This is a genomic window from Synechococcus sp. MIT S9507 (genome assembly GCF_047304715.1).
Lineage (GTDB): Bacteria > Cyanobacteriota > Cyanobacteriia > PCC-6307 > Cyanobiaceae > Synechococcus_C.
The window spans coordinates 443,864-464,599 of sequence record NZ_CP138970.1 but is presented as its reverse complement, the minus strand read 5'-3'; the positions used below and the strand labels follow the sequence as shown (position 1 = coordinate 464,599).

The following is a 20,736-nucleotide window of genomic DNA, read 5'->3' as shown; positions in this document are numbered from 1 at the left end:
ACGACAAGCACCGTTGCAGACAGTTGATTGATGGCGGTATCGCTGCCGTGTACTGGGTGGACTTATACGGGCAGAAGATGTAGCTATCCGCACCACAACGTACCCCAGCAAATTTCTAGAACATAGTTATCGATTGTTCTTTCTGTGGAAATCCATACCGCTCACGCTGAACCGATTGGCGAATTCATCCTCGAGGGTACTCATAAGCCATTCCGGGCCTTAGCTTGCCCAATTGGTCCCAGCTGCCGACTCATGCATTCAAAAGAATCGAGTAAAGAAAATGATCAAAGGCAATAACCACTTCAGCCAGAGATAAAGACCTTCGCAAGTTCATGTATGACCCTTTCGGGCAGGCAACTTTCTTGTCGCCATATATACACTTCGCAAACGGTATTCAATAGCTCGGAAATAATTGTAAACCAGAGTCATCTTTATTGAAGGCGCTATCGTCACGCATGGAATTCTTTATTGGAATCGCACTATTGCTGCCCATATCAGCATTGGCGATTCAGGCTTATGAGACGGATTTTGATGATGATCGTTGTGACTTTCTTTGAAAATCTCTGTTGATGATTGATGTCTCGCTTCCGAAAACAAGCATTTCCGGAACTGAGGAGTCCACTGACCGCTGAATTGAACAGATTCCCTGCTTTAGGGAATGCGCCTTCGCCACCCTTTCAGCGGCGTTGCTTTGCCTTTAACTAATAATTGATGTGCTCAATCGTGCCAGGTATTGAAGGCTGATTTGTGAGCCTTTGAGGATGGCTGAAGAAATAAAATCCCCTGCAATTGCAAGAGCTTTGGGTTAGGGCCTGCAATATGAATGCCTTAAATAGCACCACCATACAAATGATTTGGACAAAATTCAGTCATTGCATTGCTTCATAGACGCCGGTATCGGCAACACCTGATTTCAACGACCGGTTGTCATAACCACCATTCAGCCCGTACATCCAACTGCGATCGCCATTGAGCCAGCGATAGCCAATACGCGTTGAGGTGCTGACGGTGGTGCCAGCAACTTCTGTGTTGATGATGCTGCTATCTCCTCCACGGTCAGCGAAGTTGGCGTTGATCAGGGCATCTACGAACCAGACGCTGTGGTCGCCAACAGAGAGAGGCAGGAAACCGCCGATTCCTGCCTGGTTCGGCGTGCCAGCACCTTGCAATGCGCCTTGAAAATCAAAACTGGGCCTGACCACATCCTTGAGGCTGATGCTCATCACATCACCGAGATCTTCAGCATTGCCGTCCTGTGCCTTCAAAGGCAGCGGGGTGATGGCAACAGCAGAAGCCAGCAAACCAATCGAGAGATGTCAGAGCATTGGGGTGGCGTCAGTCCGCGCATGATGCCGGGCTTTGCTTTGTTGCGCTTGCAGTAGTTACCACCTGGGCTGACAGCGTTTCCACCCGCCTGACTTCTGCATCGTTTCCCAAGCTTCGATTGCGTTGTGGCGAAGCATTCGTCTGATGACTGGCTGACCGTTGCCTGTCGGTGTCCGCGTTTCGACTTCCACCCATTGCGCCTGCTGCGTTGGAATGTCGTTCTTAAACCGACTGACCTTCTGTTCCTGGGTATTCACCAGCCAGCCGACTCCGTTCTTCGCTGCATGGCGGCCAACTAGCGGGCGGTCCTTATTCGGCATGGCGCCACCTTGGCGAATTCACTCGTATGGGGGATGACCATGCAAAGCACTAATCCGAGGCTGATGGCATCCAAAAGGAGAAACCCATGTGCTGCGACAACCCAAATGCTGACCATCACAAAAATGACAAGCCAGCGAAAGAAAAGACCTAGAACGATCAACTCCAATCGATCGGTTCATCACTGATCAACTGCCGGGCACGGGCTTCCATTGCCTGATGCTCGGCTTTTGTTTGGCATAACACCACGTTGGCGAAAACGGAATGCGAGATAGCACCGCAGCAATTCATATGTCTTTGATCTGCTGCTTCGGCAACGCATGAAACCATGCGGCGTCTGGAATCTCAGGGCCAACTTGCAGATCCTTCGGCTCTTTGAACGTTACCCGTCAATCAGGTGTCCGGTAGGGCACATAATCACCCCCTTCGATGCGGACACCGCCCAGGATTAACTGTGCTCCTTAGAACCCGCTCATTTCTGGGTGTAATAGGAGGTTGGAAGGCCAACTGCACCCGCATAAAAGACCAATGCCTTAGTGACTTCTGTCCCTGTGTTTTCACAGGTATGCAGATCATTTTTGAATGTTGTTGGGAGAACATCTCCTGCCACAAAGCGCTTCGAAACTCTCGTGGCAGGAACCTCGCAAAGAAGTTCTCCTTCTTGAATCAGAGCTGCTCCTGGCATGTCATGGGAGTGTGGTTTTGATTTGGCTCCTGGCTGGAAGATGACTTCTTTAACGGTGATTTGTGGTGTGCCTTGGGGATATTTGTATTGATCTCCCTTCCATGAAGCTGATGCTTGAAGCAGCACTTCAGAAGCGATGGGCTCAGGCTTTTTCTCTGCCTGTTCAGCAAGAACTATCTGAGTAGTGCAACCAACCACGAGCAGGGCTGAAGCGGTGAGTGTGGTGCGGATCATGTGGCCCCTGGTGTGTGTGGTGGATTGCCTGCCTGCCATGTGGTCTCCCGATTGCCTGAAAGGTAGAGGGCTATCAGCAATCAAATCTGTTGCTCACCGAAAGCTTCGCTTGCCAACTGCCCGACGCGCGGATAGTGCAGCTGTACTGTCAGAGAGGCGATGTCAGTTGATCACAGCACCAGTGCTGCAAGCCCTGTTCAGAACAGGCCCCAGTTCCTTGATGTCAGGTCAGGGAACTTCGTCATCGTGCGTGCACCACAGGAAGTAACCCGTGCTGAAAAGGACTTTTGGTGGATGGGCCAGGTGCTCTGCTGTGAAGGCGGAGCCAGAGACTCAAACATCAACTCGCTGTTTCAAGTTGCAGATCTCGATGACGGTGCAGTCAGGTGGGTCAATGCCGATGAGGTGATTCACATTCTCCACTCAATTGACGGGCTCTTTGACTGACTGAACTACAGCAGGGATGCCCTTCGTGCTTGAGCTCAATCTGTTGGAGCTTCTCGTGGACTGCAATCTCTACAAGGTGAGACTGCAGCCCAGTCTTGGCTAAGTATTGGGCTGTTTATTTGTTATTCACTTGGCTTGCTATCAGGATCTCCTTTGCGGCATACCCATTCAGTCAAAGGTTTGCCGTCTTTGTCTTTGCAGTCCTCAAAGCTGCTGGCATCAATATTGCAGCCAGCAATGATGAATGACAAAGCAAAAACGCCAAAGACTTTTTGATACATGATCAATTGTGTCCTTTATTCAAGTAAGTGACTCAATATCAGACCATATTCAATGTCACAAACATTTAAGCTACGGCCAGGGTAAGGCAGCAAGCTTCTTGTGGTTTCATCAAGCACTTTTGAAATCCAAGCTTGCAATCATCGCTTAGTAAGAACATCTATGTGCTTGCCGCAAAAACTTACTGGCATAGAATCAAATCCCGATATGTCAATCAAACTCCGGGCTCCTCTGCAAGCTGGTTGTCGTTTCTCGTTTTTCTGAGCTATTGATGGATGTAAGTAGTGGTCAGTACCGATGGTGGCTCCAAGAATTCAAGCACTTGCCGGGAAAACTTCTTTAACAGCTATGAACTATAAAATAATTGCTGCATTCCTGGTCATAACTTCTATACCGACCCCAGTTCATGCGGCTGAAAATACTGACGTGTGCAGCCAAAAGCCGGTAGTCATGGTGGTCGATGGAGTAACCGATGATCGTAAACAGATGGCTGTATACGGGCAGGCACTTAAAGCATCAGGACTTCACCAAAATGCGGGTTCTTATTACTTAAACGATCCTCGACCGCTGCGTATCCTCGAAGGGAATCGAAACCAGAATCATGTGACATTGCTGATTAATTTCCCTTCAGAATGTGCAGCTCTTGAATTCTGGAAATCTCCCATTTACAACCAGAAAATTAGGCCTCTCAGGAAGGGTGCAGGTGATTACACCGTCGAACTTTATCGACTCCTTGAATGAGCTATTCAGCGTACCTACTCCATAACAAAGACTGTCCACTCATCTCTTCAGTGGAACTGCCTTGTCTAGACGCTCATCCCTGAGTCGTTCCAGTTGTCCCTTGCTTTCAGCTGGTCGATCAATGCTTCGCTGTCTGCCTTGATCGACTCCCACCACCACCACACTCACCAGGGCAAGCACTGCAATCGTTCCTATCTGAAGAGTCCTCACTGTCTCTGCCTATTGGCTGGCTTTGTCCCATTAAAGAGGGGGCTTGGGAGCCCCCCTCCTTTATGGGCACAGACGCAGAACTAAGAGGTTTCCTTTTGCTTCGATTCTTTGAGTTGTGTTCCCAAGAACATTCGTATTGGTGAGGTCTGCTTACAAATCAAGAAGACCCGAGGAACACCTGCTTCTGGTGATGACAAAGTTCTCATGGGTAGGGGGGAAGAAATGCCCCCTCCTTTATGGGAGCTCATCACCCCTATGATTCCCGAACTTGGATGAGTCGCTAATGAAGGTTGGGTCAACCGTCAGTTATTAACTCTTGCCGCCCAACCCTTAGTTTCTACGGTCTCTGAGTCGTATTGATGAAGGATGTGAAAGCCAGGGGCAGGATGTGATAGTCCCTGCCTTTTTTCTAATTACATCACTGCAACCATGCTCTATCTGTTGAGTGCATCCCGTTGCCAGCGTAGTTTATTGGCATAGCAAAGAGCGAGGAAAAAGCAAGGCAGTTGCGCATTCTCAAAAACTTAAGTTATGTAAGGATTTTTATGTCCATATTGAATAACACGATTCAATTATTCATCGTCAAAGTACGACTATGGATTTACCTCAACTCACTTTGAGCAAGCGTGACGCCAGGTCACTTGAGGATTGGTGGAAAATAAGAGTCAGGGACTTGCTTTTGAACAAGCGATTCCAGGATGCTGACGCGCTTTATCGAGAGTTTGATGTTCTCGAAACCAGTACCTAGTGAGAAATACTCAACGCCGATACCTATTCCCACTAGAAACCGCGTAAGAACAGAAGATAGCGAAAGCGAAGGCAAGAGCCAGTACTAAGACAGCCATGACCAGAGATGGATCGAGGGCTCATTAAGGCGAAGCCACGAACTAACTGCCAGCAGCAAGTCACTACTGAATGCAACCCACAACCTGATCGGCTTTCTGCTCGCCAGACGGGAGTCATTGCTTAATAAGACCTACTTCACATAGGAGGAGGCATAAGACCCCAGACAGGATGGGACAGGGGAGGGGGTGCGAGGACACCACACACCAAGGCCTCTAGGGGGGCCTCCCTGTGGCCTTATGAGCATTGATGATCAACGCAATGATGTGATGAGCGATGAGTGAGGGGGTGGGTGAGCACTCATACGGGTAGTTGTTTGTGGTGATCGGGCATAAGGGAATAAGCCTTAGACCTAATGAGGGATGACCAACTCACCACACCACTGACGACAGTGCTTGAAAGCTTCTCCAAGGACCGAGACCAGATAAAAAGAAACCCCCGCCGAAGGCAGGGGTTCTAAAACTCTTTTGGGAGTGTTGCCATGTTTCCACCCCGCGAGTGTTTTCTCCTCACATTCCAACCTTATGCAGTGGGATCTTGTTTGCAACCAGTTGTGACCAGCGGGATGAATGGCACAAGCTTTGGCTATACCTGAGGCAGTTGGTTCTCCTCACAGAGATTCCAACTCCTCACACCCACCAAAGGCCCGATAGACGTCCGGGTCTTTTTTATTGGTTGGACTTACTCAAAAGCTGAGCCGCTGGCCATAAGAAGGACTTCCGTTCTACTTATGGCGATAAACACCAGAACTGATTGACGAGATCTTTCGAATGGGTGGCTTTTGATCAGAATCTAGATATTTTAAATTTGTTGTTCATTAGAAGTTCTTCAAGAATGAAAACATTCAAACTTCTCCCAGTATTGCCTTTGACCTTGATCACTGTTTCATGCGAAATGGGGGCAAAGACTCCAGACGGTTCGGATGTAAGGATTAAAGAGATTTGCGCTCAATATAGATCCGAAGAACTCACTAAAGATGAGGCTCTGGATCGGCTGGGGCTCAATGATGAAGTAGAAGCAAATACTGTTGATGGATCAATAGATACTGATGAGCTGATTTACGGTGTCTGCGATCCCTCAGCAGCGAAGGATCGAGGTGATGTTGAAGATGATATCTAATTATCGATTCAACGACTTCAGTCCTGTTGCCACCAAGGCTTCTCATCAATGGAAGGCCCTAGCTAATTTGCTTGATAGCCTTGCTTATTGAACATGCACAACGTGAACCTAAATTTTTAGTCCTTCGGTTAGTATTTTTTAACCGACATTCTTGTCATGGCGTCTTGCAAAATCTGTAAATCCAGGTGGATTGAGGCGGACAGAATTGTCCTGTTCGAGACTGCAAGTCTTGTTATGCGGCTTTTCCTTGAAAGGAGGTGAGGAAACTGTGTTGCGTAATACAGCAACCAGTCGTTACATTTATTAATATTGAATTAATTGGTTTAGTCCCATGCCTGCGGCATCCAGCAAATTCACTCCAGATCCCTACAAGCTTTTCAGTGAGAAGCTGAATGGACGTGCTGCAATGTTAGGTCTTGGTATCGGCTTGGCTGTTGAGGCTCTGACCGGTAAGGGCATCGTTGAGCAAGTTGCTATGTTCAACCAAGCGTCCGTTCTAGATCTTTCCTGGATTAAGGGATTGCTGGGTTTGATGTTCAGCTGACTGCAATGGTTGGAACTGCTGGCGCGTAGCCTCTGTACTTTTCTCTCGTAGGTTTTTGCTGAGCTCGAATGCACAATACTTTCAAGCTTCACGGCTTGATTCTGCAAAATTGGTAATTTTCAGTTTGCATCTAAAAAGCCTTGGTTTTTATGTTGAATCATTATTTTTTTGCGGAACATCGCTGCCTTTTTAGTCACATTTCTTTTTGGTACTTATATTCTCACGATTCTTAGGCAGCGGGATTACTCAACAGCAGGAGCGAGCAATTTAACCAAGAGGTGGTTGAGGAAGTCTCAACAGGAAATTTCTAGTATTTCGCTTTGATTCCTTGCACTGAGGCTCACTGACTTGGCAGCAGGCAAAATCAACGTTTATAAATGGTCACCAGCTGAGAACCATGCCTTTTGCAGGACGTGACTTATCTGCGCCCTTTGATCTGAGCAGGTGGCCTCTGTTCAATGCATGTCTTGATCTTGAAGGACCTGCATTGAATGATCTTTATGGAAGTCTCAGCTGGTCTGAGCTAGAGAAAGCCTGTTTGATTACAGCAAGCAGATATCTGAGGCTTGGAGTTCAACCAGGCGATCGAATTGCTTCGCTCATGCCAAATGGTTTGCAGTTGGTTGTTCATTATCTGGCGGGTTTACGTTGTGGAGTAATCCTGACTCCTCTTAACTATCGATACACCGTTCGTGAGATTGATCATGCTTTAAAGCTGACTCAGCCTTCGCTCATCCTCCTCCATCCTGAACGTCAAGAGGATATTGATTGCAGCCTGGCTCCCGGTCTTTGTCGGTTGGGTTGCATCACACCGGATGAAATCAGAGTTGAAGACTATTTCGATGATGGCTCATATGATCACCATCTTTTATTGAAACATAGAGATAGCGATGAACCTTGCTTTCTTTTTCTGACTTCTGGCAGCACTGGTCGACCCAAGGCTGCAACCCACACCCTCAGAAGCATGGGTTGGATGATCGCATCGATTCAAAAGGCAGCCGATATCACGGAAAAACAGCGCATTCTTGCTGGAACATCTTTATCTCATATTGCTTCTACGTTATTGGTGATAGCGGCCTTAAGTCGTGGAGCTCAGGTTGCAATTCCAAATGATCTCAGCAGCTCCAGTATTGAAATCTTGCTGCGAAGACACCGTCCTACTTTGGTGATGGCCCTTCCCGTAACGCTTTTCAATCTTGTGCGTGATGAGAATTTAAATTGTGATGACTTCAACTCTGTACAGCTTCGTATCAGTGGTGGGGATAAGGTAAATCATCAGTTGCAAGACGAGTTTAATAATGTCACTGGTTTGAAAATTGATGAGGCCTATGGCATGAGTGAGATCGGATTTGCGACTCTTTCTCCGGTAGACGGAGAGAATCGTCTTGGTTCAATCGGTCGTTTATGTCCAGGTTTTGAAGGCTCAATCCGTGATGATAAAGGGTTGGAAATCAGTGAGGGTGAGGAGGGCTTGCTTTGGATTCGATCACCGTCCAATACCATTGGTTATTGGGATAATGATATTGCTACGGCGGAAACGGTTCAGGGTGAGTGGCTGAATACGGGAGATATTATGAGGGTTGATTCGGATGGTTATTTATGGTTCTGCGGACGTCGAAAGCAAATAATCATCCATGATGGTTCCAATATCTGTCCTCAGGACGTAGAAGACACTCTGATGGAACATCCTTCGGTGAACTGCGCTGGTGTAATTGGTGTAGAGGATGCTATTCATGGTCAGAATGTCCATGCTTATGTGTCACTGAAACCGGCCGCCACCGCACCTTCAGAAAATGATCTGATTGCATTTGCACGCGAGCGTGTTGGTTATAAAGCCCCTGAAGTGATTCATTATCTCACGTCCATTCCTCTTAACTCGGTCGGAAAAATTGATCGTGTTGCTCTGTCCCGAATGGCGCATTCGAATATCGATTGATAGACGCATCATTGCATCAATAACTAGCGCTGGAGGCGGGTATATCAAAACTCAGGAGAGTATTTCTTTGTTATCACTCCATGAGCTTTTCTCATTACGCCTGAACCCTGTTGATCCAGCTTCAGGTACTTCAGCAGGGGGGCTTTGGCCATTGCCGGGATTAGGCAGCGGTTGAGGCAATTTTATGGGCAACGTCCAGTGATGCCAAGAGATCCTGCTCTGTATCTACGTTTCTATCTCTGAAACCAGCCCGTCAACGCAACGGCCAGTGCATCTGCGGCGTCGTCGGGTCTGGGCGGAGACTCAAGGTTGAGCTCGCGCATCACCGCTTCGAGAACTTCATCTTTGTCAGCATGGCCATGGCCGGTGAGAGCCTGCTTGATCTGCATCGGCGGGAATTCAACCACCGGCAGTCCGAATCTGCTGAGGGTCATGATCACTACGCCGCGTGCCTGAACGACGGCGATGGTGTTGCTGGAGCGATAGAAGAAAAACTTTTCAACAGACGCCATTTCCGGACGCCACGCTCTGATCAGCTGGCGAAGATCCCTGGCGATCTCCACCATTCGCTCGCCTTCTGATCTCCCCGGGTCGGTGCGGATGATGCCGCAGTCGAGCATGGTCTGTTCACCATCAGCGGTGTCGATCACTCCGTAACCAACCCGGGCAAGCCCTGGGTCGATGCCGAGAATGCGCACGGCTAAGCCCGCGATCTCATCAGGCGACCAGAGCCAGTTCGAATTCGGCCCTGTCGCCGCTTTCGCTGCGTTCGAACACCTTGCAGAACACTTTCACAACTCGATCACCGGAATCGATCTGTTCCAGTGGATCCTTGCGTAAGCGATGCCTCAGGCAGCATGACGCCACCCGAGCCACATCCTCTTCCGTGACTTCGGTGCGGCCTTCAAAGGCTGCCAGTGCGCGTGCGGCCCTGTTGGTCACGATGTCACCGCGCAAACCGTCGACATCCAGTTCGCCGCACACTGCGGAAATCCTCAGTCTCAGGTCATCATCGATTTCGACCTGATCAAGACGCTGTTGAGCTTCCACCACCCTTTCCTGAAGCGCTTTCTGGCCCGTCTCAACCGAGGCGGCGAAGCTGTCGGGGTCTGTGTCAAAAGCTGTGCGCTGGTCCACCACCTGTACACGAAGTTCGGGATCTCTGACGGTCCTCACCTCAACACTCATGCCGAAACGGTCGAGCAGCTGAGGGCGCAGTTCCCCTTCCTCAGGATTACCGGAACCGATCAGCACGAATCGGGCTGGATGTCGTACAGAGACACCTTCCCGTTCAACCGTGTTCCAGCCTGAGGCGGCGGAATCAAGCAGGACGTCAACCAGATGATCGTCCAGGAGATTCACCTCATCCACATAAAGCAGGCCTCGGTTCGCTTTGGCCAATAGACCTGGTTCGAAAGCTCTGACTCCTTCGCTGAGGGCTTTCTCAATGTCGATGGTCCCGCACAGGCGGTCTTCCGTCGCGCCAAGCGGGAGATCAACCATGGGGACCTGGCGGTCTTCGGTCGCCAGGGTCTCCCCATGCTCGAGCCGCTGACGTACGTCGCTGCTCTGCAGATCTGGGTCGGTGGGTGAGCTGTTGTAAGGGTCTCCTGCAACCACCTCAATACCAGGAAGCAAATCGGCGAGTGCCCTGATCGTGGTTGATTTGCCTGTGCCCCTGTCGCCCATGATCATCACCCCGCCGATGCGGGGATCGATCACGTTGAGCAGCAGAGCCAGCTTCATTTCCTCCTGACCGATCACGGCCGTGAAGGGAAAAACTCTGCGCTTGCGCGGTGAACTCACGGACGATCGGCTGATGCTCCTGTGGATTGTTTCACAGGTCGGAGGGACAGCACCTGGGGAGGTGTGGCATCGGCTGGGTACACCAGGCGCACCCTCACCGAGCGGCTTTGCCCAGGCTTGAGGGTGATCTGCCCAAGTTCAGGGCCCTCTTGCCCCCGGCGTAAGACGAGGTGAAACCGCCGCCGACCGCTGGGTCGCCCTTCTTGGCCGTCGAGCCCAGTCACCTCGATCGGACCACGGAACATCACCGGACCGCTGTTGCTGCTGCTGAAGACCAGCTGGCCGTTGCCGCTTCCGGTCTTGTTTGGAGATTCCAGAGCGATGGCCACCGTTCGTTGCTCTGATCCCTGATTGCGCAGGGGGAGCGTCAGGTCGTACTCAACGCCGTAGTTCCCGTGTGCGGCCCAGGCGGTGCCTTCATCGAAGGCCTTCAGCTCAGCGGTCTGGATCTGGCCCGTCTGTAGCTCTCCGCGTTCCAGGCTGCTGATTGGCCAGGAGATTGGGGCGTCTGCCACATTCAGGGAATCGCTTCCTGGATCGACCAGGGTTGCCTTCCAAGTACTGCCGATCTGCACCCCGCTGACCCGTGAATAGACCATGCGTCCTCGGGCGCCACGAGGGGTCGGTTGATGTTCCTTCGGACTGTGTTTGCCTGTTTTGAGAAGCTTGCTCCACGTCTGAGGTCCTGGAGTTTTTTCACCGTTTCCGTAGGCGGCCAGCGTGGCGATATGCACAGGACCTGAGCTCTGAAGTCGCAGCTGCAGGTTGCGGCCGTTGAGAAGCGGGTCCAATCCGGCGACCGGAATCGGAAGCACCAACAATGGCGTGACCGATCCAGGCTCGATGTGCCATTCCCGAGGCAGCTCCCTGGCGATCTCACCGCGAAGCAGGTCGCCAGCAACCTTGCTGCCGGGACCTGATGAGAGTGCTGTGCCTGACTCAGCCATCAGGGCAGGCAAGGGAAGGAATGGCGAGGCGGTCTGGCCCTTCCGGGTCGCCTGCGAAAGAGAGGTACTGCCATCAAGAAGTCGTAGCTTCACAGGGGTGTCACCAGATGGCTTTGCCACAACCGCAAGCCAAAGCGTGGAGTCGAGTTGCTCGGGCTGACCGGCGTAAACGTGATGGCTGAACAGATCAAAGCGCCCGTTCAGCGCAACATTCAGGCCTGGCGCCTGAGGGAAGGTTGAAACGAGAATGCCTTCCCCGGTGATCAGTTCCGGATTGTTGTCATTCACCATCAGCAGGTCATCCAGCTGACCTGGAAGTGCACGCACCTGGCTGGGACGAATCAGGGTTTGCTCAGCTGGTTTCTGCTGATCAGCGGCAAGAGGTGGAGGCGCGAGCAGCGTTGGCAGTGAAGCCGTCGCCACGGTCAGAGCGACCATGGCCTGCAGGCGGTGGAGACGAGTCATGGGTCGATGCTGGCGGCACTTTGCGTGGAACGTGCAACGGCGGGTTTGGGTTTGAGAACCGGCGCCATTGCGGCTGCCAGCTTGCGGATCAGCTCCGTCGAGCGGGGATCGTTGAACGGTCCCTTCACCAGGAAAGCGGCCACGGCCCTGCTGCCATCAGGTAACTCAATCAAGCCGGCGTCGGCGTAGGCGATACCGATGTCGCCGGTTTTATTCAGCACCCTGTAACCCTTCACCATCAGGCTGTCGTCCGGCTCCCCCTGGCGCCCGCCGAGACCACGCAGCAGTCCCCGCGGCAGCAGGGTGTTGGTGATGGATGTGCCCATCACCTCCCGAAACAGATCCCGGCTGCGGATCGAGAGCGCCTCGCCGGTGTCGACCAGCGCGATCGATCGAGCCAGGTCTCTGGCGCTGGTGCTGTTGGTGCCCTTGAGATCGGGCAGCCAATCATTCACCTTGGTGGCGCTCAACCCCAGAGCATTGAAACGGGCATTCAGTGACTCCTGACCACCCAGGCGTTCGATCAACAGATTGGTGGCGGTGTTGTCGCTCACCCGGATCATTTCAGTGGCGACTTCGTGGGTTGGGAAACGGGTGCCGAGGGGCTTGGATGCCATCCATCCGGCACCGCCACCGACCACGGTTTCGTTGAGTTGCAGGGGTTCGTTCCAGCTCAGTCGACCCGCATCAATCTCTTCAAGAGCAACAAGCAAAATCGGGGTTTTGATGGAGCTTGCCGCTGGCAGAGCAGTGTCTGGTTCCAACTGGGCATAGCGGCCGTCGTCCAGCACGAGCATGAAGGCGCTGACGTCCAGGTCGGGTTGCTCCGCTGCCAGTGTCCGCCAGCGTTCACTCAAAGGCTGGAGTTCATTGCGGGTCTCGAAACGGCCCAGAGAGTCGGTGCGACTGGGAGACTTTGCCTCGCTGGTGGCGGCAGTTGCACCAGTTCTGGTATTGCTCTTTGGGTTCTGTCCGGACAACGGCCGCCAATCAGGCAGTGCCAGCTCTCCCTTCTCGACCGCCGGGCCAGCCAATTTCAGCACGGAGCCCGTGATGACGCCGAGACCGATGCCCATCAGAACAAGTCGAAGCATCAGTCGCAGAGGACCGCCCCATCCGGGTTTTTGGCGTCTGGATCGACTGGAGACCAAGGGACTGCGCGGGAAAGCCAGAGATTACGGGCGGTGGCAACGAATCGCCCAACGAAGTTGTCTGACCATGCCGCGCAGCATGGCCAATTCCTCAGGACGCACCAGAGATCGTTGCAGCAGGCCTTTGATCTTGGCCATCCTCGCCCTGGCGGTGTGCTTCAGCAGGAAACCAGCCTCCAAAAGCAGATCTTCCGCGTCATCAAGGCAGTCGATAAGCTGGGTTGGCTCGGCTGTTTCCGCACACTCAAGAATTTGCGGCGTCGTGCCGGAGGGTTGCCGTCGAACCCTTTCCAGTTCATGCAACATCACTGCCACCGCATGGGAGAGATTCAGCGATGGATAGGCTTCTGTGGAATGAAGCCGGACAACGCGCTGACTGAGCAGCAGCTCTTCATTACTCAGTCCCCGGTCTTCTCTGCCGAAGACCAATGCGACCTGTGCAGCTGATTCAAGCCCCTGTTGCACCCAGGGCATGACCTGTTCTGGGGCCTGAAGGGGAATCTCTCCATGTTCGATGCGCCCGCAGCTGGCCACCACGCGCTGGCAATCGGACAGTGCTTCGAAGAGTGTCGGGAACTGACGTGCGTGCTCCAGCACCTGTCCACCGTGGACGGCCATTCGTTGGGCGTCGGGATCACCCGGATTGCAACGTGGAGCGACCAGTCTCAGATCTTCAACAGCGAAATTCGCGCAGACCCGAGCCACACTTCCAAGGTTGAGCGGACCGGCTGGTTCAACCAACACCACGGTGAGGCTCACGTCGGTATCAGTTCAGGGTGTGCAGATAACTCAGCAGGTCGGCCATACCCTCGGGCTCAATCTCAAATCGTGGCATCGGAGGTGTTTCGCCGCTCACGATCTGGTGAATGATTGAGCGGTCCGGTCGTCGTTCGCTCACGGCCTGGAGGCTTGGCCCAACAAGGCCCTGCCCTGCGATGCCGTGGCATCCAGCGCAGTTGATGCGGAAGAGTTGAGCCCCATGCTGGACATCGCCATTCACAGACAGTGCAGCCCTGCTGTAGGGGTCAAGACGCGTACTGAGATAAAACCATGCCCCGAGGACGATCGCTGTGATGACAGCCATGACGATCAACGCCGTCACCAAACCACGGCGTTCCGAGGTTGCAGCAGTTGATGACGGTGTCGTCACAGTTGCGTCACGTGCATGGAACAATTGTGGTCAATCCTTCCACTCGGCGCGACGCCATGATCGAACCACTGCTCTGCGGCATCGTTCTTGGTCTGATTCCTGTCACACTTCTCGGCCTATTTGTCGCGGCGTGGAATCAGTATCGCCGTGGCAGTGCTCTGGGGGGTTGAGAATCAGCAGGCTGCTGCTTCCGTACTGACGCTGATCGGCTGCGCTCCAGCCAGAGGGCAACGGGATTGTTTCCTTGCTCAAATGTTCGCAGATCACCAGCCCTTTTGATCGCACCCATCGGCCGCGATCAAGCATGTCCAAGGCAGGGCAGTAAAGCCCCGAGGCGTATGGAGGGTCGAGATAGACGATTGAAAATTTCTCTTCACTGCGGAGACGCCCCTCCTTCAGCCAGCTGAGCAGATCTTTCCTGATCACCCTCACCGTTGCATCGCAGGCATCTTTGGCAGCCACAAGCTCCAGGTTGTCCCGACAGATCGCAGCAGTTCGCGGATCCTTCTCCACGGCCACCACGTGGGACGCACCTCGCGTCAAAGCCTCGCAACCCATGACACCGCTTCCGCTGCAAAGGTCCAGCCAGTGGCATCCTTTGATCCTGGAACTCAGGATGTTCATCAGCGCTTCACGGACGCGTGAGGTGGTGGGTCGTGTGCCCTGACCCTGAGGGCTGCGGAGCCGCCGCCCTCCAATCAAGCGCAGTTGTGCAGCTTTCACTGGAATAGGGGAGCACCGGACTGGAGCCATCGAATCCAGTATTTCAGCAACTGGGCACCCGCTTTCGCTGATTTTTCGGGGTGAAACTGACAGGCTCCGGTGCGGTGCTTCCACACCATGGCCGTGGCATTGGTTTGGCCGAAGCTCACGGTTGCCGCAAGATCAGAGCCCCTTTTGGGGACCGCGGCATAGGAGTGCACGAAATACATCCACGGTTGCGCCGCTTCCGCTGGCAGAAGTGGGCAGGGCTGTTGTGATCTCAGTTGGCCCCAGCCCATGTGGGGTATCGGTTCACCCTGTTGATCAGGCAGACGCTGAACGTTTCCCTCAAAAAGTCTCAATCCCTCCCTGCTTCCCTCATCACTGCGTTCAAAGAACAACTGAAGGCCAAGGCAAATCCCCAGCAAGGGGCGTTTGTTGTTGTGCCAGCTGCGCAGATGTTCAACCAGTCCGGAGGAATCAAGCTTTTCCATTGCGGGATCAAAAGCTCCGACTCCAGGCAGGATCAGCGCCTGACATGAGTCAAGATCCCTGGGACTCCTCACTCTGACAAGAGCCTGGCCCAATCGACTGAAGCTCGTCTCAACGGAATGAAGATTGCCCATTCCATAATCGATCAAGCCGATCGTTCGAATCGGCTTGATTGAGGTCTCGGGGAAGTGGTCGTCTGACGGAGTCAGTGGCGGACTCAGAGGTACTTGGCGATCGTGCCAGAGAGGGTTGCCTTGGGAACGGCACCGACCACGGTGTCAACCTTCTGCCCACCTTTGAACACCATCAGAGTCGGAATGCTGCGAATGCCGAACTGGCTTGCCACGTTGGGGTTTTCGTCGGTGTTGAGCTTGAACACCTTGATTTTTCCTTCGAACTCCTTGGCAATCTCATCGACGATGGGAGCCACCATGCGACAGGGACCACACCAAGGAGCCCAGAAATCGACCAGCACGGGGACGTCGCTCTGAAGGACGTCCTGTTCGAAGGAGGCGTCGGTGACAGCGGCAGCGCTGGACATTCAGGATCGGTCGAATTGGGCGAAATTTAGCAACCGTTTCTGAGGTTGCTGCTCAATTGCCCAGCTCTTCACCTGAACTGTGATGGATCACCTGATTACAGAAAGCCCGAACGCGTCGGGCCGAGGGGTGTGAGGAGTGTGTGAGCCGAAACTCGCACGTTTCAATTTTACCCTTGTCTCGGCAGGATCACTCCTGTCTTGACGCGAGAATGCTCCTATTTGCCCATGCCGAGGTGCTGGGCTTTCTGGTACACCTTGCCTTCGGTGAGCAGCGACGGCGCAACCACCACTTCCACCTGCTGCATCTCTTTAATGGTGCGGGCCCCGAGGGTTCCCATGGAGGTTTTCAGGCACCCCAGCAGATTATGGGTTCCGTCATCGAGCCTGGCCGGTCCACGAAGAATCCGTTCGAGGCTTCCTGTGCTGCCGACATTGATTCTGGTGCCGCGAGGCAGAACAGGGCTTGGGGTCGCCATGCCCCAGTGGTAGCCACGGCCTGGTGCTTCTTCTGCTCTGGCAATCGGTGATCCGATCATCACGGCATCAGCTCCACAGGCGATGCACTTGCAGATGTCTCCACCGGTCACGATGCCGCCGTCAGCAACGATGGGAACGTACCGATTGCTTTCCTTTCGGTAGTCCTCTCGAGCCGCGGCGCAGTCCGCAACCGCCGTTGCCTGCGGAATGCCAACTCCCAGAACACCCCTGGAGGTGCAGGCAGCTCCGGGGCCGATCCCCACCATCACGGCAGCCGCCCCGGCGCGCATCAGCTGAAGAGCCACGTCATAGGTGACGCAGTTGCCGATCACAACCGGAACTCCCATGTCCCTGCAAAGTGCCTGCAGATCAAGAGTGTCCTGCCCCTCAGGTCCGACGTGGTTCGTCGACACCACGGTGGCCTGAACGAAGAACAGATCGGCCCCTGCATCGGCGATTGTCTTGCCGAAGCGCAGGGCCGCAACGGGGGTTCCGCTGACAGCTGCAATGCCACCCTGGGATTTGATGTCCTGGATGCGTTTGCGGATGAGCGACTCCTGAACCGGCTGGCTGTAGATCTCCTGCATCAGAGGAACGAACTCATCCTTGCCAACGGATGCGATGCGATCCAGAACGCTGTTCGGGTTGTCGTAGCGGGTCTGCACACCCTCCAGATTGATCACACCGAGAGCACCCAGCCTGGACAGGTTGACGGCCATGTCCACGTCCACAACGCCATCCATGGCGCTGGCGATGATCGGAATTTCGCGTTCGATACCTCCAATCGACCATCTGGTGTCGGTCACCTCCGGATCCACGGTTCGGCCGCCAGGCACCAGTGCGATTTCATCGATGCCATAGGCCCGGCGTACAACCTTGGAGCGTCCGAGCTGAATGTCCACCGCAGGAGCTAACAGAGTTGGATCAAGCTACCAATCGGTGATTCGTGCTCCATGACGATTGCCTCAGGATTTTGAGCTGCCGCGCAGGCTGGTCCAGAGATCGTTCACATTGGCTGAAATCTTTTTCCGCTCTTCGGCGCGAATCAGGTGCGTTGCTGCAAACCAGACGGCATAAAACGTACCGACCAGCTGAAACAGCCGGGGCGCAAGAGGAACCGTGGCGATCGCGTCGAGAATTCCTCCATAGATCCGCATCGTCAGGATCACAACAATGAGTCCTCCCAGCAGAAGCAGAGGCTGCCGGAGGCTCTGCCATTGCTCCTGAAGGTTGTTCGCTTTGAAGAACTGACCGATGCGGTCGGACAGCATCTCCCATTCGCCTCCATCAACTCCGCCGTCGTCAGCAGGTGCCTGAGCCGGAACGCTCACGCGCTCTGCAATGGAGGGTGAGGTCGGCGCTGCGACGGGTTGCGCCGCTGACTGGGGTGAAGCTGATGTGTCGGATGGATCAGAGGCGGCGGGAACCGATTCTGTGGTTGCTGCGCTGAGGTCTGTCTTGGCTCCTCGATCATCGATGTTTTCCTGGGCCGGTCGATCCGGCTTGATCGGTTCGGCAGGAGGTTGAGTTTCGGGGGGCTGGTCGGACGACATCAACTTCAGTCCAAATGGCGCCGCCAAAGCGTAAGGGCCTGATCCGTGATTGATTCCACACAGACAGCAAAAGGTGACGCAGCTGGTGTCATCCGATCACGCTTCCGCGATAAACTGACAGGCGATCTACAGGTCTTGTATGGCGGATTCAGTGGGGCCCGGCAGCGGCGGTCCCGGCGATTCCGACGATCGGATCATCCAGACGGACCTGCGAAACGAAATGTCGCGCTCGTATCTCGAGTACGCGATGAGCGTCATCGTCGGCAGAGCCCTGCCCGATGCCCGTGATGGGCTCAAACCGGTCCATCGAAGAATTCTCTACGCGATGTACGAGCTGGGTCTCACCAGCGATCGTCCCTACCGCAAGTGCGCGCGTGTTGTGGGTGAAGTTCTCGGTAAATACCACCCCCACGGAGATACCGCCGTCTACGACGCACTGGTGCGCATGGCCCAGAGCTTCTCCATGTCGATGCCCCTGATCGACGGGCATGGCAACTTCGGCTCTGTGGACAATGATCCTCCAGCCGCAATGCGGTACACCGAATCGCGGTTGCAGGCGCTGACCACCGACTCTCTGCTCGAGGACATCGAGGCGGAGACCGTCGATTTCATCGACAACTTCGACGGTTCGCAGCAGGAACCCACGGTTCTGCCATCGCGGATCCCTCAGCTTTTGCTGAACGGCTCTGCAGGCATCGCCGTTGGCATGGCGACCAACATTCCTCCACACAACCTCGGAGAGCTGATCGCTGGTCTTCTCGCCCTCATCGATAATACCGATATCGGTGATCAGGAGCTGATGGCCCTGATCCCAGGTCCCGATTTTCCGACCGGTGGTCAGATCCTGGGTCGCACCGGAATCAAAGAGACCTACCTCAGTGGTCGCGGTTCGGTGACGATGCGCGGCGTGGCCGGCATCGAAACCCTTGAGGTTCCAGGCCGTCCTGATCGCGACGCCGTGATCATCACCGAACTCCCTTATCAGACCAATAAAGCGGCGCTGATTGAGCGCATTGCCGAGATGGTCAACGACAAGAAACTGGAAGGGATCTCAGACATCCGTGATGAGAGCGATCGCGACGGCATGCGCATTGTCGTTGAACTGCGTCGTGATGCCTATCCGCAGGTGGTGCTGAACAACCTCTACAAACTCACCCCTCTTCAGAGCAATTTCAGCGCCTACATGCTGGCGCTTGTGAATGGTGAGCCGATCCTGCTCACTCTGCGCAAGATGCTCGATGTGTTTCTCGACTTCAGGGTTGAGACGATCGAGCGCCGCACGCGCTACCTCCTGCGCAAGGCTGAAGAACGCGATCACATTCTGCTTGGCCTGCTGCTGGCCCTCGATCAGCTCGATCCGATCATTGCTCTGATCCGAGCCGCTCCCGACACCGCTACAGCTCGTCAACAGCTGCAGGACCGTCATGGTTTGAGCGAGGTTCAGGCCGACGCGATCCTGCAGATGCAGCTGCGTCGACTCACTGCCCTTGAAGCCGACAAGATTCGCTTGGAGCATGAGGATCTGGTTGCCAAGATCGCTGATTACAAAGACATCCTCGGACGCAGGGAGCGCGTCTTCGGTCTGATCAAGGACGAACTCCACCAGCTGAGAGATCGTCATGCAATTCCCCGTCGAACTGAAATTCTTGATCTTGGTGGCGGTCTCGAAGATATCGATCTGATCGCCAACGAGCGGTCAGTCGTGCTGGTGACCGAAACGGGCTATCTCAAGCGGATGCCGGTGAGTGAGTTTGAGGCCACGAGCCGGGGCACGCGCGGCAAGGCCGGCACGAAAAGCCAGGGTGAAGATGCGGTGAAGCTGTTCATCGGCTGCAACGATCACGACACCCTGCTGCTGTTCAGTGACAGAGGTGTGTCCTACGCCTTGCCGGCATACCGTGTCCCTCAATGCAGCCGAACAGCCAAGGGAACGCCCGTGGTGCAGTTGCTGCCGATTCCCAGAGAGGAGGCGATCACATCGCTACTGGCGGTCTCTGAGTTCAATGACGACACCGACCTGTTGATGCTGACCCAGGGAGGATTCATCAAACGAACTCGCCTGTCGGCGTTCAGCAATATTCGCTCCAATGGGCTGATCGCCATCGGCCTTGAAGATGGTGACGCGCTCACCTGGGTGCGTTTGTCCGTTCCCGGTGACAGTGTGCTGATCGGCTCGAAAGCCGGAATGACCATACACTTCCGTCTCAGCGACGATGAACTGCGTCCTCTTGGTCGCACGGCCCGAGGTGTTCGCTCGATGAATCTGCGCGCAGGAGACGAACTGGTCAGCATGGATGTGCTGCCGGTCGAGCTTGCCGATCAGATCGCTGCAAGTTCCGACGATGGTGAAGATGAAGGGACGGCCAGTGAGGGCCCCTGGGTGCTAGTTGCTTCGGCGGCAGGCCTCGGCAAGAGGGTTCCGGTGACTCAGTTCCGTCTGCAGAAACGGGCTGGAATGGGGCTGAGGGCGATGAAATTCCGCACGGATGCCGATCAGCTTGTGGGTCTCAGCGTTCTTGGAGCCGGGGAGGAGTTGCTGCTGGTGAGTGAAAAAGGCGTGATCGTTCGGACCAGTGCTGATGCCATTCCGCAGCAATCGCGCGCAGCCACTGGTGTACGTCTTCAGAAGCTCGACAAGGGTGACCACCTCCTCAAGGTGGTGCTTGTTCCACCGGAAGCCGACACGCATGCGCTTGATGACGCCTCAGCCGACTCTGATTCCTCCGAGGCTGCCGACGTCAACGCGGAGAGCGAGCAGGCGGACATCTGA

The 20,736-nt window shown here is 54.3% G+C and carries 21 protein-coding genes and 2 pseudogenes; 7 read left to right on the top strand and 16 right to left on the bottom strand.

Annotation, left to right across the window (positions count from 1 at the left end):
* Positions 1–887: 887 nt before the first annotated feature.
* The 3 genes and pseudogenes from SIB83_RS02315 to SIB83_RS02305 form a co-directional block, all read right to left on the bottom strand.
* A pseudogene (locus SIB83_RS02315) lies at positions 888–1,307 on the bottom strand (carbamoyl-phosphate synthase); the annotation flags it as partial.
* A 75-nt stretch (positions 1,308–1,382) separates the two neighbouring features.
* Entirely contained in the window at positions 1,383–1,646 is a 264-nt protein-coding gene (locus SIB83_RS02310) for a DUF1651 domain-containing protein (RefSeq protein ID WP_413746665.1), read from the bottom strand.
* 470 nt (positions 1,647–2,116) lie between these two features.
* Complete coding sequence (locus tag SIB83_RS02305) at positions 2,117–2,563, bottom strand: cupin domain-containing protein (RefSeq protein ID WP_413746664.1); 447 nt, start codon at positions 2,561–2,563, stop codon at positions 2,117–2,119.
* Positions 2,564–2,722: 159 nt separating this feature from the next.
* Between SIB83_RS02305 and SIB83_RS02300 the strand changes: the two genes are divergently transcribed.
* Positions 2,723–3,010, top strand: coding sequence for a DUF3104 domain-containing protein (locus SIB83_RS02300; RefSeq protein ID WP_413746663.1), 288 nt, complete (start codon positions 2,723–2,725; stop codon positions 3,008–3,010).
* 122 nt (positions 3,011–3,132) lie between these two features.
* On the opposite strand, the gene SIB83_RS02295 is transcribed toward SIB83_RS02300, so the two are convergent.
* Entirely contained in the window at positions 3,133–3,291 is a 159-nt protein-coding gene (locus SIB83_RS02295) for a hypothetical protein (RefSeq protein ID WP_413746662.1), read from the bottom strand.
* A 295-nt stretch (positions 3,292–3,586) separates the two neighbouring features.
* On the opposite strand from SIB83_RS02295, the gene SIB83_RS02290 reads away from it, so the two are divergent.
* Positions 3,587–4,030, top strand: coding sequence for a DUF1330 domain-containing protein (locus SIB83_RS02290; RefSeq protein ID WP_413403347.1), 444 nt, complete (start codon positions 3,587–3,589; stop codon positions 4,028–4,030).
* Positions 4,031–4,069: 39 nt separating this feature from the next.
* Here SIB83_RS02290 and SIB83_RS02285 read toward each other — a convergent pair whose 3' ends face one another.
* Positions 4,070–4,240, bottom strand: a complete 171-nt coding sequence (locus tag SIB83_RS02285; protein ID WP_413403345.1) for a hypothetical protein — start codon at positions 4,238–4,240, stop codon at positions 4,070–4,072.
* A 1,617-nt stretch (positions 4,241–5,857) separates the two neighbouring features.
* On the opposite strand from SIB83_RS02285, the gene SIB83_RS02280 reads away from it, so the two are divergent.
* The 3 genes from SIB83_RS02280 to SIB83_RS02270 all read left to right on the top strand — a co-directional run bounded on the left by SIB83_RS02280 (position 5,858) and on the right by SIB83_RS02270 (position 8,682).
* A complete protein-coding gene (locus tag SIB83_RS02280; protein WP_413403344.1) occupies positions 5,858–6,202 on the top strand; it encodes a hypothetical protein in 345 nt (114 codons plus the stop codon).
* 331 nt (positions 6,203–6,533) lie between these two features.
* Positions 6,534–6,746, top strand: a complete 213-nt coding sequence (locus SIB83_RS02275; RefSeq protein WP_413403341.1) for a hypothetical protein — start codon at positions 6,534–6,536, stop codon at positions 6,744–6,746.
* A gap of 397 nt (positions 6,747–7,143) precedes the next feature.
* Positions 7,144–8,682 (top strand): class I adenylate-forming enzyme family protein, encoded by a 1,539-nt coding sequence (locus SIB83_RS02270; protein ID WP_413746661.1) that lies wholly within the window; start codon positions 7,144–7,146, stop codon positions 8,680–8,682.
* A 233-nt stretch (positions 8,683–8,915) separates the two neighbouring features.
* On the opposite strand, the gene ruvC is transcribed toward SIB83_RS02270, so the two are convergent.
* From ruvC to SIB83_RS02240, 6 genes are read right to left on the bottom strand one after another with little or no spacing between them, the layout of a single operon-like run.
* Positions 8,916–9,380 (bottom strand): crossover junction endodeoxyribonuclease RuvC, encoded by a 465-nt coding sequence (gene ruvC / locus SIB83_RS02265; protein WP_413403338.1) that lies wholly within the window; start codon positions 9,378–9,380, stop codon positions 8,916–8,918.
* Between the two features lie 19 nt (positions 9,381–9,399).
* The gene (gene bchI, locus SIB83_RS02260) at positions 9,400–10,488 is read right to left on the bottom strand and encodes a magnesium chelatase ATPase subunit I (protein ID WP_413403336.1); all 1,089 of its coding nucleotides are present in this window, start codon (positions 10,486–10,488) and stop codon (positions 9,400–9,402) included.
* On the bottom strand, positions 10,485–11,900 hold the full coding sequence (locus tag SIB83_RS02255; protein WP_413746660.1) for a DUF3370 domain-containing protein: 1,416 nt from the start codon (positions 11,898–11,900) through the stop codon (positions 10,485–10,487). Before SIB83_RS02255 ends, bchI begins: the two co-directional genes overlap by 4 nt.
* A complete protein-coding gene (locus SIB83_RS02250) occupies positions 11,897–13,051 on the bottom strand; it encodes a serine hydrolase (protein ID WP_413403333.1) in 1,155 nt (384 codons plus the stop codon). Before SIB83_RS02250 ends, SIB83_RS02255 begins: the two co-directional genes overlap by 4 nt.
* 24 nt (positions 13,052–13,075) lie before the next feature.
* Positions 13,076–13,810, bottom strand: a complete 735-nt coding sequence (locus SIB83_RS02245) for an RNA methyltransferase (protein WP_413746659.1) — start codon at positions 13,808–13,810, stop codon at positions 13,076–13,078.
* Positions 13,811–13,817: 7 nt separating this feature from the next.
* A complete protein-coding gene (locus SIB83_RS02240; protein WP_413403330.1) occupies positions 13,818–14,201 on the bottom strand; it encodes a c-type cytochrome in 384 nt (127 codons plus the stop codon).
* 56 nt (positions 14,202–14,257) lie between these two features.
* On the opposite strand from SIB83_RS02240, the gene petG reads away from it, so the two are divergent.
* Positions 14,258–14,371: a cytochrome b6-f complex subunit V gene (gene petG / locus SIB83_RS02235; protein ID WP_006041770.1), complete on the top strand. Its 114-nt coding sequence runs from the start codon at positions 14,258–14,260 to the stop codon at positions 14,369–14,371.
* Positions 14,372–14,432: 61 nt separating this feature from the next.
* Here petG and rsmD read toward each other — a convergent pair.
* The 5 genes and pseudogenes from rsmD to SIB83_RS02210 form a co-directional block, all read right to left on the bottom strand.
* A pseudogene (rsmD, locus tag SIB83_RS02230) lies at positions 14,433–14,954 on the bottom strand (16S rRNA (guanine(966)-N(2))-methyltransferase RsmD); the annotation flags it as partial.
* Positions 14,921–15,529: an imidazole glycerol phosphate synthase subunit HisH gene (gene hisH, locus SIB83_RS02225; RefSeq protein WP_413747263.1), complete on the bottom strand. Its 609-nt coding sequence runs from the start codon at positions 15,527–15,529 to the stop codon at positions 14,921–14,923. The gene hisH and the pseudogene rsmD, both read right to left, overlap by 34 nt.
* A gap of 83 nt (positions 15,530–15,612) precedes the next feature.
* Entirely contained in the window at positions 15,613–15,936 is a 324-nt protein-coding gene (trxA, locus tag SIB83_RS02220; RefSeq protein ID WP_066909933.1) for a thioredoxin, read from the bottom strand.
* A 215-nt stretch (positions 15,937–16,151) separates the two neighbouring features.
* Positions 16,152–17,315 carry a GuaB3 family IMP dehydrogenase-related protein gene (locus tag SIB83_RS02215; RefSeq protein WP_413403328.1) on the bottom strand — a complete coding sequence of 388 codons (1,164 nt, stop codon included), beginning with the start codon at positions 17,313–17,315 and terminating at the stop codon, positions 16,152–16,154.
* Between the two features lie 63 nt (positions 17,316–17,378).
* The gene (locus SIB83_RS02210; protein WP_413746658.1) at positions 17,379–17,966 is read right to left on the bottom strand and encodes a CAAD domain-containing protein; all 588 of its coding nucleotides are present in this window, start codon (positions 17,964–17,966) and stop codon (positions 17,379–17,381) included.
* A 139-nt stretch (positions 17,967–18,105) separates the two neighbouring features.
* On the opposite strand from SIB83_RS02210, the gene gyrA reads away from it, so the two are divergent.
* Positions 18,106–20,736, top strand: coding sequence for a DNA gyrase subunit A (gene gyrA / locus SIB83_RS02205; protein ID WP_413746657.1), 2,631 nt, complete (start codon positions 18,106–18,108; stop codon positions 20,734–20,736).

Excerpts from the sequence above, each read along its gene's own strand:
- SIB83_RS02310 (WP_413746665.1), bottom strand. The coding sequence starts at position 1,646 with ATGCCGAATAAGGACCGCCCGCTAGTTGGCCGCCATGCAGCGAAGAAC.
- SIB83_RS02305 (WP_413746664.1), bottom strand. The coding sequence starts at position 2,563 with ATGATCCGCACCACACTCACCGCTTCAGCCCTGCTCGTGGTTGGTTGC.
- SIB83_RS02300 (WP_413746663.1), top strand. The coding sequence starts at position 2,723 with ATGTCAGTTGATCACAGCACCAGTGCTGCAAGCCCTGTTCAGAACAGG.
- SIB83_RS02295 (WP_413746662.1), bottom strand. The coding sequence starts at position 3,291 with ATGTATCAAAAAGTCTTTGGCGTTTTTGCTTTGTCATTCATCATTGCT.
- SIB83_RS02290 (WP_413403347.1), top strand. The coding sequence starts at position 3,587 with ATGGTGGCTCCAAGAATTCAAGCACTTGCCGGGAAAACTTCTTTAACA.
- SIB83_RS02275 (WP_413403341.1), top strand. The coding sequence starts at position 6,534 with ATGCCTGCGGCATCCAGCAAATTCACTCCAGATCCCTACAAGCTTTTC.
- SIB83_RS02270 (WP_413746661.1), top strand. The coding sequence starts at position 7,144 with ATGCCTTTTGCAGGACGTGACTTATCTGCGCCCTTTGATCTGAGCAGG.
- SIB83_RS02255 (WP_413746660.1), bottom strand. The coding sequence starts at position 11,900 with ATGACTCGTCTCCACCGCCTGCAGGCCATGGTCGCTCTGACCGTGGCG.
- petG (WP_006041770.1), top strand. The coding sequence starts at position 14,258 with ATGATCGAACCACTGCTCTGCGGCATCGTTCTTGGTCTGATTCCTGTC.
- hisH (WP_413747263.1), bottom strand. The coding sequence starts at position 15,529 with ATGGGCAATCTTCATTCCGTTGAGACGAGCTTCAGTCGATTGGGCCAG.
- trxA (WP_066909933.1), bottom strand. The coding sequence starts at position 15,936 with ATGTCCAGCGCTGCCGCTGTCACCGACGCCTCCTTCGAACAGGACGTC.
- SIB83_RS02210 (WP_413746658.1), bottom strand. The coding sequence starts at position 17,966 with ATGTCGTCCGACCAGCCCCCCGAAACTCAACCTCCTGCCGAACCGATC.
- gyrA (WP_413746657.1), top strand. The coding sequence starts at position 18,106 with ATGGCGGATTCAGTGGGGCCCGGCAGCGGCGGTCCCGGCGATTCCGAC.